The 12,330-nt window shown below is 72.5% G+C and carries 12 protein-coding genes; 5 read left to right on the top strand and 7 right to left on the bottom strand.

Features of this window, described 5'->3' with window-relative positions; all coding sequences use genetic code 11:
- Positions 1-918 (top strand): phosphorothioated DNA-binding restriction endonuclease (locus IEY89_RS33910; RefSeq protein WP_229695566.1); only part of this gene is annotated, 918 nt, incomplete at its 5' end.
- Between the two features lie 30 nt (positions 919-948).
- Here the strand turns inward: IEY89_RS33910 and IEY89_RS33905 are convergent.
- Positions 949-1,737: a GntR family transcriptional regulator gene (locus IEY89_RS33905; protein WP_189151378.1), complete on the bottom strand. Its 789-nt coding sequence runs from the start codon at positions 1,735-1,737 to the stop codon at positions 949-951.
- A 6-nt stretch (positions 1,738-1,743) separates the two neighbouring features.
- On the opposite strand from IEY89_RS33905, the gene IEY89_RS33900 reads away from it, so the two are divergent.
- Positions 1,744-1,896: a hypothetical protein gene (locus IEY89_RS33900; protein WP_189151381.1), complete on the top strand. Its 153-nt coding sequence runs from the start codon at positions 1,744-1,746 to the stop codon at positions 1,894-1,896.
- 100 nt (positions 1,897-1,996) lie between these two features.
- Here the strand turns inward: IEY89_RS33900 and IEY89_RS33895 are convergent, their stop codons facing one another.
- From IEY89_RS33895 to IEY89_RS33870, 6 genes are all read right to left on the bottom strand, one after another.
- Positions 1,997-2,848, bottom strand: coding sequence for a hypothetical protein (locus tag IEY89_RS33895; RefSeq protein WP_229695565.1), 852 nt, complete (start codon positions 2,846-2,848; stop codon positions 1,997-1,999).
- The gene (locus IEY89_RS33890; protein WP_189151359.1) at positions 2,845-4,515 is read right to left on the bottom strand and encodes a serine/threonine-protein kinase; all 1,671 of its coding nucleotides are present in this window, start codon (positions 4,513-4,515) and stop codon (positions 2,845-2,847) included. Before IEY89_RS33890 ends, IEY89_RS33895 begins: the two co-directional genes overlap by 4 nt.
- Before the next feature lie 297 nt (positions 4,516-4,812).
- On the bottom strand, positions 4,813-5,223 hold the full coding sequence (locus tag IEY89_RS33885; RefSeq protein ID WP_189151358.1) for a hypothetical protein: 411 nt from the start codon (positions 5,221-5,223) through the stop codon (positions 4,813-4,815).
- A 198-nt stretch (positions 5,224-5,421) separates the two neighbouring features.
- Positions 5,422-7,974: an ABC transporter permease gene (locus tag IEY89_RS33880; protein WP_189151376.1), complete on the bottom strand. Its 2,553-nt coding sequence runs from the start codon at positions 7,972-7,974 to the stop codon at positions 5,422-5,424.
- Positions 7,975-8,070: 96 nt separating this feature from the next.
- Entirely contained in the window at positions 8,071-8,844 is a 774-nt protein-coding gene (locus IEY89_RS33875) for an ABC transporter ATP-binding protein (RefSeq protein ID WP_189151357.1), read from the bottom strand.
- Positions 8,841-9,158 carry a hypothetical protein gene (locus IEY89_RS33870; protein WP_229695564.1) on the bottom strand — a complete coding sequence of 106 codons (318 nt, stop codon included), beginning with the start codon at positions 9,156-9,158 and terminating at the stop codon, positions 8,841-8,843. Before IEY89_RS33870 ends, IEY89_RS33875 begins: the two co-directional genes overlap by 4 nt.
- Positions 9,159-9,279: 121 nt before the next feature.
- Between IEY89_RS33870 and IEY89_RS33865 the strand changes: the two genes are divergently transcribed.
- From IEY89_RS33865 to IEY89_RS33855, 3 genes are all read left to right on the top strand, one after another.
- Positions 9,280-10,587, top strand: a complete 1,308-nt coding sequence (locus tag IEY89_RS33865) for a sensor histidine kinase (protein WP_189151356.1) — start codon at positions 9,280-9,282, stop codon at positions 10,585-10,587.
- Between the two features lie 51 nt (positions 10,588-10,638).
- Entirely contained in the window at positions 10,639-11,298 is a 660-nt protein-coding gene (locus IEY89_RS33860; protein WP_189151355.1) for a response regulator transcription factor, read from the top strand.
- Positions 11,299-11,494: 196 nt separating this feature from the next.
- Positions 11,495-12,268: a polysaccharide deacetylase family protein gene (locus IEY89_RS33855; RefSeq protein ID WP_189151354.1), complete on the top strand. Its 774-nt coding sequence runs from the start codon at positions 11,495-11,497 to the stop codon at positions 12,266-12,268.
- Positions 12,269-12,330 lie beyond the last annotated feature (62 nt).

Raw genomic sequence — 12,330 nt, 5'->3', positions numbered from 1 at the left:
CCTGTCCGTTGCTTACGATCCCGCCGTCACCCGTCCGGGGGCCACTCTGAAAACCCTCAGTGGGCCAGAAACGGGACACGCGCTCCTCACAAGCCTCTGCTGCTCCTGTACGCACTCGCCCGGTTCCAGGAGGACGCCGACGGCGAACTCCGGTACAGCGCCGTGGAGGACGACCTTCAGCGACTGCTGACCGAGTACGGCCCTCCCAACAGGACGACACCCGCCTACCCGTTCCACCACCTGGTCAGCGACGGCGTATGGGAAGTCCGTACCGACCGAGGCCCCGGCAGCCCCGGAACCGGTCTCCGCGAACTCCGCGAAGCGGGTGCCGCCGGCCGACTCGCACCCGAACTGAGATCCGCCCTGCGACACGACCGCCAACTGCTCACCCGGATCGCACGGTTACTGCTCGACCTCCACTTCCCACCCTCCCTCCACGGAGAGTTGTGCGAAGCCGTCGGCCTCGAACTGGAGCCGACGGAGATCGAACAGCTGTCCCCGGCACGGAGGCAGCGGGACCGGCGGATGCGAGAGCTGGTACTGACCGCCTATGAGTACCAGTGCGCCTTCTGCGGCTACGACGGCAGGATCGGCGCGATGCCGGTCGGACTGGAAGCCGCGCACGTACGCTGGTGGGCCTTCGACGGCCCGGACGACGTCGACAACGGACTGTGCCTGTGCTCACTGCACCACAAACTCCTCGACAAGGGCGTCCTCGGCATCGCCGACGACCACCGCGTCCTGGTCTCCCAACGCTTCGTCGGCACCAGCCCCGCCGCCCGCGACCAGGTCATATCACTCGCGGGCCGCCCCCTCATCGGCCCACAGCCAGGCACCCCGCCCATAGCCGCAGCCCACCGCACCTGGCACACCAGCCAGGTCTTCCACGGCACACCGCGCGCGACGGCTGTGTCCTGACGGATCGCAGATCCTCCACCTCCAAAGCCCTCACGGCGCCGGGAGCTGGTACGACAGGACGTACGCATCCGCCGCCATCACGGTGTCGCAGACCTCGACGGCCCGCCCCTCGGTGTCGTACGCGGTACGGATCAGGTGGATCACGGGCACACCGGGAGCGAGCCGCAGCGTCTTGACCTCGGCGGGCACGGGCATCCGGGCCCGGATCTCCTCCTCGAAGTGGTCGAGCCGGTGGCCGAGTTCCTCAAGCCGGGCGTAGATGCCGCCGGGCCCGGGGTTGGGCTCAGCAATCGGCGTACCGCGCGCGATGTCGAGCGGGAGATAGGAAGCTGCGAACTCGACCGGCTTCCCGTCGAGGAGATACCGGCGCCGACGGGCCAACACCCGCCGTACGGACCCGAGCCGGGCGGAGACGTCCTGGCTGGCCTTCTCCTCCTTGACCTCAAGACTGTCGACCTGCGGGTGACTGCCGGCCGCGTCGGCCTCGACGATGAACGCGGACTTCCCCTGCTCCCTGTGCCGCCGGGCGAACCGGTCGGAGGCAAGCCGCCGCACAGGCGGCCGGGGCCGCACGAACACGCCCTTCCCGTGCTCGGCGTGCACCAGCCCCTCACCCTGAAGGACGGAGAAGGAGTTCCGGACGGTCATCCGGGAAACCCCGTAGTGCTCGACAAGCTCAGCTTCGGAAGGCAGCTTGGCACCCTCGGTGAACCGCCCACGGTCGATGGCCTCGCGCAGCTGGTCGGCGATCTGCCGGAAGACCGCACGATCACTCGTGGGGTCGAGATCACCGAGCAAGCCGGAAGGCCATCCGGAGATCGGCGAATGGGTTCCTCGGAGCAGGGCTGTAGGGCAACGAACGAGATCGTTGCGGAAGAGTGCACCGAGGCCCAACTGGAGACGGCCGCCAAGAAGGGCTTCTCCGCCGAGGTCAGGATCAGCAACGGCATCGCGACCACCATCACCGACGACCACTGAGCCACAGTCCGGCCGGAACGTGTCGCCCCCGCCGGACCTTCGGGTGACAGGCGGTGCGGAGACATGACCAGGACGACTGTCCCTGACCCGTTGCGGCCGGTCAAGGACAGTCGTACGTGAGGTGGGTGACGACCGTGCGGTTGGCCGGGGAGAGGATGCGCAGTTCGGCCCGGGCCGCGTAGTGGCCCTTGCCCTGGAAGGTCCACAGCAGGTGCAGGCGTGCCTGTCGCTGGCCCCGGACCAGCACCTCCCGCAGGACGCCCGACGCGGTGCCGTCGCTTCGGGTCCAGCGGTACGAGAGGGTGCCCGGGCGGCCGTTCGTGGCGACGAGGCCGACGATGTCCGCGGTGCCGTCGCACCCGAGAACCGTCGGCCGGGCCGTGACCTCCACCGAGCGCACCACGACGGACGGCCCGAGGCTCTGCCAGGCGAGGAACGCGATGACGGAGATCAGCACCAGCCCCGGCAGGGCATGTCTGCGCAGACGCCGGCGCGCGGGCGCGGGAGGCGGCGGCAGGGCCGGAAGCGTCCTGTGCGTGCGGTGCGCGACGGCGGCGGTCACTCCCGGGCCGAAACGCAGCACGGTGCCTTCGACGCGATCAGGCCGCGTCGCAGTCGCCGTCGCCGCAGCCGCCGTCGGCAGAACCTGCGTGGAGGTCGGTTCGACGAGGGTGTCGTCCGGCTCGGGCCGCTGGATCCAGTGGCTGCCCAGCACGGTGGCGCTGTACTCGGCGTCGGCGGAGCCTGGTTCATCGCTCGGGGCGTGCTCGTCGGCGGGGCCGGGGTGCACGGTGGACGCATGCTCGTCAACGGGGCCGAGGCGCACGGTGGACGCACCCTCGTCAGCGGAGCCGAGGCGCACAGTGGACGCATGCCTCTCGGTGGAGTCGAGCCTCTGGGTGGGGTCGGAGGCTGTGGCAGGGGCGGGAACGCTGTCGTTCTGAGTGGTCATCGGATGTCGCACCGCCTGGTCAGAAGCTGCTGCGAGCCGCCGCCGTCGGCGGAGGCCGGAGTGGTCGTGACCTCCACCGCCCAATAGCAACCGTCGTTCCGGAAGGTGTGGTCGACGGTGAGGGTGTACTGGGTGGCGCCGCTGCGCTCGAAGGTCTGGGACGCGCCGTCCGGGGTGCCGAGCCCTGCCGCGGCGTCGCTCGTGAACCACGAGACGGTGATGGAGAGCGGCCCGGTGCCGTCCGTGGTGATGTCGACGGTCGCCGTGGCGGTCGTGGAACCCGTCTGCCGGAAGCCCGTCACCGCGACGTCCTTGACAGCGGGAGCGGTCGGCCCGGTGGGGGAAGCCGTCGTCGGCGTCGCCTCGGTGGGCGCCCCGGTCGGTGGCGTCGTCTCCTCTGCCGGAGTCGTGGTGGTGGACGCCGAGGGCTCGTCGGTAACGGCGGTCGCCGTGCCCGACGCCGACAGGCTCGGTGAGAGTGAGGGGGAGGGGGACGTCGGGAGTGGGGAGGCGCTTGGCGATCCGGACGCGGCGGAGCTGGGCGACGTCTGCGGAGCGGTGGTCCCGCCCGGCTTCACGGCGGGTTGGGCGCTGCTGGTGGCCAGGGCCTGTGCCGTCTCCTGCGGAGCCGCTCCCGGGTCGTGCTGGATGCCGTAGGACAGGAAAATGCCCAGGAGTACGGCCGCGGCGGACACGAGCATCCCCGGCCGGCCGGGGAGCCAGGCCTGGGCCCAGCCGTTGCCCGGTTCCGGGCTCAGGACCGTGCGTGCGGTGTCCGTGGTGGTCCGTGGGGTGCTGCGGGCGGAGGGCAGCAGCAGCGGCAGCAGTGCCGCCAGCGCGGCGAGCCGGCCGCGGCCTCGTTCCTCCCAGTCGGGTCCGTAGGCGGCGCCGGCGGCTGCCTCCAGTTCCGCGACGAACGCCTCGGCGTGTGTGGGGCGCTCCGCCGGGTCCTTGGCGAGACCGCGCCGCACCAGCTCCCGTACCGGCTCCGGGACCTCGTCGGCGGGGATGGGCGCGTCGACGTGCTGCAGGGCGAGTTCGGCGAGGTTGTCGCCCGAGTACGGCCTGTGGCTCGTCAGGCACTCGAAGAACGTGGCCGTGGCCGCGTACACGTCGGCGGCGGGAGAGGCGGGTGCGCCGGTCCACTGTTCCGGGGCCATGTAGGAGGGGGTTCCCGCCGCGCCGGCGCTGGTGCCGACGTCCACCGCGATCCCGAAGTCGACGAGCTTGGACGATCCGTCCGGCAGGACCAGGACATTCGCCGGCTTGTAGTCGCGATGGACGACGCCGACGCGGTGCGCGTCGGCCAGACCGAGCAGTGATCCCTTGAGGACCACCAGCGCGGCCTCGGGGGCGAGCGGACCTTCCCTGGTCAGCAGGGTCCGCAGCGAGACACCGTCCACCAGCTCCATCACGATCGCGGCGCCGTCCGGGCTCTCGACGTACTCGTACAGCTCGGCGACGTACGGACTCTCCAGTCCGCCGAGCAGCCGCGCCTCCGCCCGGAAATCGTGCACGAAGCCCGGCCGGGTGCGCAGTGACTCGCTGAGGTACTTGACCGCGACCGGGACACCGCTCTCCTCGTGCACGGCCAGGACGACCCGCCCGCTCGCCCCGGTCCCGAGTTCCAGGGACTCGTTGTATCCGGGCACGGCCCAGGTGTTCATTCCCATCCCCCCTCCAACCTCCAAGGCGGCCGTCCGGGCTGGTTCCGCCCCTCCGGAGCATCGGGCCACGCGGTGGGAGACACATTTTCGGCCACCGCGGTTGCGGTTGGGGTTGCGGTTGGGGTTGCGGTTGGGGTGGTCCTGAAGCCGCGATCCTGGATCGCCGGGAGGACGGGCCGTGGGTGGCGATCCAGGTGTCGATCTCGGCATGGGACGGCCTGGTGGCGCTGGCGGCCCTGACGAGTTCACGGGCAGCCCCGCCCGAGCGGCGGAGCCGGCCCGTGCCCTACCCACGTGTCACGGCCCAGCGCACTGCGGGACGCCGGGCAGCCAGTTGTCCGGGTGCGAGATGTAGTAGCTCGCCATCCACCCGTAGAAGCCGCGGGTCCAGTTGTCCACGAAGACCCAGTACGGGTTGCCGCCGACCGTCTCACCCCGTGTCTGGCACTCCACTTCGAGCTGGTCGCCCGGCTGTGCCTTGCCGACCACCCGCGGGCAGTTGCCGGGCGAGGGGAAGTCGGGGCAGGGGGAGCCCGGGCCCGAGAAATAGCGGACGTTCACATCCGTCGCCCAGGTGGTGAACACCGGGCCCGCGGCCAGCTGTTCGGCAGCCTGGGTGGGCGCGGCGCCCACCGTCATGGCGAGCGCGCACAACACCGCCGCCACGCCGCCCAGTCGGGTGCCTCGCCTCGCTGACTTGTTCACCATGTCGTCCCCTTCGACCCGTTCGGGCGCGTGCCCGTCCCGGGCTCGTGGTAGGTCAGATGCGTTGCCCGCACCACCGGGTGGACGGGCGCGCACGCCGCGCCGTATGAGGACGAGCCCGGTCCCGGCCTGACGAGGAGTCCACCGGCCCGGGGGGCGAGTGAGCGTCGCGACTGCCCCGTCCGACAGTGGTGCCCCAGGTCACTGTGCCCGGATCGCGTCGGCGGGCGGTGTGCGCAGGGCCTGGCGGGTGGGGAGTTCGATGGTGAGGAAAGCCGTGGCGGTGACGGTGAGGGCGAGGGCGGGCAGCAGCCAGGCCGGGCCCGCGGGCCAGGGGCGGCCGAGGAAGCCCTGGCCCAGGAGGGCGAGGGGGATGGCGGACAGCAGCAGGGCCGCGGTGAGTGCGGTGGCGGCGGTCACCGCTGCCTCGCGCCGCATCATCGCGCGGATCTGACGGGGTGTGGTGCCGATGAGGCGGAGCGCCCCCAGCTCCACCCGGCGCTGGGCGGTGGCGGCGACCAGCTTGTTGGCGATGCTGAGGAGGAGGTAGCCGAGCAGGACCACGATCATCGCCAGGTTGATCCATACCTGGGGCGGGGCGTCCTTCAGGCCGTCGGTGGTCGTGGGGGCCGCGTCCGTGAGGGCCAGACCAGGGTGGGACGCGGCGAGGGAGGTCAGGGCCTGGCGGGCGGCCGGTGTGCCGTCCGTGCGGATCAGGATGCTCTGGTCGAGGCCCGTCGTGGTGTGGCCGGCCGCCAGGTCGTGGGACAGGACCACCGTGCCGAAGCCGAGGCCCCGGGCGTAGACGGCGACCACCTCGGCGTCGACCCGCGCGCCGTCGCCGAGGACGAGCCCCACCCGCCGGCCCACCGACGCGGAGCGCGAGCGGGCGACGTCGCTGCTGACGGCGATCGTGGCGCCGGTGAGACGGTCCAGACTCCCCTCCCGTACGTCGAGGTCGAGGACCTCCGACGCCTCCGGGGTGAGGATCATCGCGGAGTCGGCCTCGGTCACCGTGTCGTCGAACATCCGGTACGGCCACACCACGGTGGTCGTGCTCACCGGTGCCGCCGCCCGTACGCCGGCCGTGTCCCGTACGTCGGCGAGGGTGCCGGCGGACAGTCCGCCCAGGGCCGGTGCGGTCAGGCGCTGTTGGGCGAGGGTGCCGGTGCGGGTGTCGTCGGCTGTCGCGGCCAGCACGGTGGTCTGGGCGAAGGTGTACGTCAGGACGAACACGACCGCCATCGCCAGGGTGCTGACGATCCCCGCGTTGCGCAGGGCGTAGGCGCGGACGTTGGCCATGGCCAGCCAGGTCGGCGCGGAGGCGCCGGTGCGGGTGCGCCGGGCCGCCGCGTTCCCGATGGCCCGGACGAGGGCCGGGCCGGCCAGGGCCAGACCGATCGCCCCGAGGATGCCCGCCATGGACGTGGCCGCCGCGCCGAGAACCGTGGGGGCGAAGAGCGGCACGGCCGACATGGTGGTCGCGGCGACGATGACGAGGAGGCCGACGCGCGTCCGGGTGCGGGACGGATCGCGCGGCTCGCTGCGCGATTCGGCGACCGCCTCGGTGGCGGGCATCCGCGAGGTGCGCCATGCCGAGCTCCGGGCCGAGACCTGCACGGTCAGGGCCATGAGGAGCGTCGTCGCGAGGGCGGGCAACGGGCTGATGGTGAGGGGGAGTTCGGGCGGGACGAGGCCCTGGTCCGCCAGCAGGTCCCGGAACCGGCCCGCCAGCAGATGGCCGAGCGCCACACCGGGTACGAGGGCCACGGCCGCGACGACGGTCGACTGGACGGCGGCAAGTCGCCTGATCTGCCGGGGAGTCGCACCGACGGCCCGCATCAGCGCCAGGTCCCGGCGCTGCCCGGCGACCGACACGGCCAGCGCGCTCGCCGTCACGAACCCGGTGATCAGCAGGACGATCCCGCCGAGCGAACCGGCGAGGAGGACCAGGAGGGTGCGGGACGCGCCGGCTCCCGGCGACACCAGGTCCCCGCGGTCCGCGCCCGTGACCGCCTCAAGTCCCGTTCCCCTCAGCTTCGTACGGACGTCGGCGGCGACCTGTTCCGTTGCGCCGGGCGCGGTGCGGAGGCCGATCAGGTCGACGGTTCCGGCGCGCGGGCCGCCGTCGCCACCCCCACCGTCACCGCCGTCACCGCCGTCCCTGCCGGACAGTCGTACGGCCGTCGTGTCGGCGAAGAGGACACCGGCGTCCGGCGCGTCGACCACCGCCGAGACGCGGTACCCGGCGGCGGGCCGGGCGTTCACGACGACGTTGACCCGGTCGCCCACCTTCACCCCCGCAGCGGCGGCGGTGGCGCTGTCCACGGCGATCTCGCCGGAACCGGCCGGCCCGCTGCCCTCGACCCGCGCACCGTCCAGCAGCTTCACCGAGGACCAGCCGTGCCCCGATGCCTGGGGATCCTTGGACGGTACGACCCGGCCGTGCGCGTCGACGAGGGCGGCGGGGAAGCCGAGGTCGCCGACCGCCGCGGTGACACCAGGCAACTCAGCCAGTTCTCGGACGAGTTGGGCCGGGACCGTACGGCGTTCCGGGAGTGCGATCGGCATGTCGCCGCTCGGGTGGAGCTCCTGGTCGGCCGCGACGACGACGTCCGCGCCGCCGAGCCGGCCGACGGGCAGGTGGGAGCGCAGTCCGGACTCGGCGAGGACGCCGGTACCGGTGAGCAGGGCCGCGCCGCCGAGAACCGCGCAGGCCACGGCGATCAGCGCGGTGATCCGGTGTCCGACCATCTGGAGAGCGAGACGGAACAGGGCGAACTTGGTGGACAGGGTGAACTTGCTGGAGATGGCGGTCTTGCTGGACTTGCTGGACTTGCTGGACATGGTTCAGACCCCCGCCAACGCTACGAGTCTGGCGGCCAGTTCGGGGGCGGACGGTGCTTCGAGAGCCTCGACCACCCGGCCGTCGGCCATCACCGCCACATGGTGTGCCCGGGCGGCGGCGGCCGGATCGTGGGTGACCATCACCACCGTCTGACGCAGGTCGTCGACGAGGTCGCGCAGCAGGTCCAGGACCTCGTGGGCGCTGCGCAGATCCAGCGCGCCGGTCGGCTCGTCGGCGAACACGACGGCCGGCCTGGCCGCCAACGCCCGTACGACGGCTGCCCGTTGCTGCTGGCCGCCGGAGAGTTCGGCCGGGCGGTGGCCGAGCCGGTCGGCGATACCGACGCGCTCCGTCAACGTCCGCAGCCAGTCGTGGTCCGGGGTACGTCCCGCCAGCCGCAGCGGCAACGTGATGTTGTCCTGGATGCTGAGCGAGGGGATCAGGTTGTACGCCTGGAACACGAACCCGACGCGCTCCCGGCGCAGTTCGGTACGGCGGGTCTCGTTCAGGCCGGCGATCTCGTTGCCGTCGATGCGGACGCTGCCCGAGGTCGGGGAGTCCAGCCCGGCGGCGCAGTGCATCAGCGTGCTCTTGCCGGAGCCCGAGGGCCCCATCACCGCGAGGAACGTGCCGCGTTCCACGGTCAGCGACACCTCGTCGAGGGCGCGGATGCCTCCCGCGTACTCCTTGACGACCCGGTCCAGGACGATGGCGGGCGCCGACGCGTCGGGGACGGTGGTCACCGGGGCGCCGGTCCAGGTCGGGGCGGCGCTCATCGACGGCCCCCCAGGTGGCGCAGGACGAGGGTGACCACGGCGAGGAGGGTGACCATTCCGCAGGCCAGGTGGACCCAGGTTTCCGCTTCGGCGTAGGTGGCCGCCGAGTTGGCGACCGCGCTGACCACGACCACGATCCAGAGCAGCGTACGGACGACCTCGCCGCCGGTGACGGCGGGCGACGACGCGTCGTGCGTCCCGTCGGCGGGGGTGGTGAGGCGGTAGGGGTCGGTGGTCGCCATGGGGCTTCTCCTGTGCTGCTGGGCGGTGGTGCCGGGGGTCCGGCTGACGTCGTCGACGCTACGGATCGGCACCCCTCCCGGCCGATCCCGCAGCCCGCCCTGTCCGGGGTACAGCAGGCTGTACCCCGGCCCTCGGCCTGCGGTGAACTGATGGGCACCATAAGGTCGTTCGCAACAAGGGGAGGGAGAGCGGATGGCGGTCCAGCAGGACGCGACGACAGCCGGTGACCGGCGGGCGGGCCTCAGGGACACCGTCGTACGGACCACGCGTGCGGCCGGCGCCTCGATCGCCCGACTCGCCTCCGGACTCGGTACGGCCTTCCGGGCGCTGCTCCTGCTGCTCTGGCTGGCCGTCACCGCCGTGACGAGCCTGGTCGGCGCCGGACTGCTCATGGCGCCCGCGGTCCTGCGCGCGCTGCACGCCCTGGCCGGCCGGGAGCGCGACCGGCTCGGCCGCCGGGGCCCCGAGGTCATCGCCCCGGAACCGCCGCCGACGCGGCTACGGCTCGCCCTGGTCGACCCCACCACCCGACGGGAGCTGCGCTGGCTGGCCCGGCACGCCACCCTGGGCTTCCTCCTGGGGCTGCTCGGTGTCCTCCTGCCGCTCCTCGCCGTACGCGACAGCCTCTTTCCCCTGTACTGGAAGCTCCTGCCCGCGAACACGACCGCCACCTCCGTGGGGGTCGGCAACGCGCACGCCTGGCCCGACGCGCTCGCCGTGGCCATGCTGGGCGTGGGCTGGGTCGCCATCATCCTGGGGCTCGGCCCCGGCATGGCCCGTGCGCAGGACCGGCCCGGACGCCTGCTCCTCGCGGCCGGGCCGGAGACGGACCTGTCGCTGCGCGTCGCCGAACTCACCGCCACCCGGGCCGCCGCCCTGGACGCCCACGCCGCCGAACTGCGCCGTATCGAGCGGTCGTTGCACGACGGCACCCAGAACCGGATCGTCTCCGTCACCGTCCTGGTCGGTGCCGCCCGCCGGATGGTGGCCCGCGACCCGGCGGGCGCCGACGAGCTCCTCGAACGCGCCCAGTCCGCCGCCGAGCAGGCCCTCGCGGAGCTGCGCACCGTCTCCCGGAGCATCCTGCCCCCGGTGCTGGACGACCGCGGCCTGGCCGGCGCGCTCACGGGGCTGGCGGCGGAGTGCGCGGTGCCGTGCCGGGTCGACGTCGACGTACCCGAACGGTGTGCCGCGTCCGTCGAGGCGACCGCCTACTTCGTCATCGCCGAGGCCCTGACCAACATCGCCAAGCACAGCGGCGCCACCTCCGCCACCGTCACCGCGCGCAGCCGCGGTGGCCGTCTCCTGCTCCGCGTCGAGGACGACGGCCGGGGCGGGGCTGGGGGCACCTCCCAGGCATTCGGCTCTGGGGGAGCGGACGGCGGCTCCGGTCTCGCCGGCATCCGCCGCCGGATCGCCGCGCACGACGGCACCTTCTCCTTGACCAGCCCTCCCGGCGGCCCGACAACCCTGAAGGCGGAACTCCCCTGTGGACTGTGACACGCGGATCGACGTACGCATCGACGTACGCATCGACGTACGGACCGTGACATGCGGATCGTGATCGCCGAGGACGACCTCCTGCTGCGCGAGGGCCTCGCCCTGCTGCTGCGCGCCGAGGGCCTCGACGTGGTGGCCACCGCGGGCACCCCCGACGAGGCGCTGGCCGCCATCGACGAACACAAGCCGGACGTCGCCATCCTCGACGTACGGATGCCGCCGACCCACACCGACGAGGGGATCGTCACGGCGGTCGAGGCCCGGCGCCGGCGGCCCGACCTGGCCGTCCTCGTGCTGTCCGCGTACGTCGAGCAGTCCTTCGCCACCGAACTGCTCACCGGCGGTGTGAGCGGCCTCGGCTATCTGCTCAAGGAACGCGTCGGCCGGGTGGAGGAGTTCCTGGACGCGTTGCGGCGCGTGGCGGACGGCGGCACCGCCATCGACCCCGAGGTCGTCGCCCAGCTCTTCACCCGTTCCCACCAGGACACCCGCCTCGACCGGCTCAGCCCCCGCGAGCGGGACGTACTCGCCCTGATGGCCGAGGGGCTCGGCAACACCGCCGTCGCCGAACGGCTCGTCGTCACCGAGGGCGCCGTCCACAAGCACATCCGCAGCATCTTCGCCAAGCTCGACCTGTCCCCGACGGACCGGGTGGACCGCCGGGTCGCGGCGGTCCTGCGGTATCTGGAGGACCTGCGGCGACCGGGGTGAGCGCGGCGGCCGGCTCCGGTGCGGGATCTGGCAGAGCGGCCCCGTTCCGCCCGTTGGCCGCCCGGTTGTCCGGGAACCACACCGGGATTGTCCGTGATCGGTAACCGACGCATCCTGTGGCCGTTGTTTCTCGTCATGCCAGTTGGTCGCGAGGTGACCAGGGATCGGCGAGTAACTGCGGGAAAGCGGTGGGGACATGGCACGGCACAGTGGCGGGCGCGGCTGGTACGGCAAGGTGCTCGGCGCGGCGCTCGGGGTGACGCTGCTCGCCACCGGTGCCTCGGTGTGGACCGCGCAGGCCGGCGCCGTGGGCGACCCGTCGCCGAAGGCGCCCGCGTCGGCCGAACCGGGCGGCGGCGTCAAGCCGGTCGCGGTGACCATCGTGCACGCCTCGGACAAGGGGGCACGCGGCGTCAACATCACCATCGACGACGGCCCCGACCTCGTGTGGACCCCCCAAGTGCTCGACGTGCTGCGGGAGTACGGGGTGAAGGCCACGTTCTGCATGGTGGGGACGCAGGCGCAGGCCCACCCCGACCTCGTGAAGAAGGTGGTCGCGGCCGGACACCGCCTGTGCGACCACTCGGTGTCGCACGACACCACCATGGACAAGCAGTCCCAGGCCTACCAGTCGCAGCAGATCCTCGACGCCGAACGCATGATCACCGAGGCGTCCGGGGGCGTACGACCGATGTACTACCGGGCGCCCGGCGGGGCCTTCACCCCGTACAGCCGCAAGCTCGCCGCCTCCCGGGGCATGCGCCCGCTGGGCTGGAACGTGGACACCAAGGACTTCGAACTGCCGGGCACGGACGCCATCGTCGCCACCGTCGAGCGGGAACTGCCCAACGGGCCGACACTCCTCTTCCACGACGCGGGAGGCGATCGCTCCCAGACCGTCGAGGCCCTGCGCCGGATCCTTCCCGAACTCAGGGAGCAGGGTTACTCGTTCGGCTTCCCGGTGCGCTGAGCGCCGGCCCTGGCCGACCCTGGCCGTCCCGGCGGCGGGGCGAAGCAGCGTATCCACGACCG

It is taken from the genome of Streptomyces lacrimifluminis (genome assembly GCF_014646095.1).
In the GTDB taxonomy this organism is placed as follows: Bacteria; Actinomycetota; Actinomycetes; order Streptomycetales; family Streptomycetaceae; genus Streptomyces; species Streptomyces lacrimifluminis.
The sequence above is the reverse complement of the archived record's forward strand: the minus strand, read 5'-3'. Positions and strand labels throughout refer to the sequence as shown.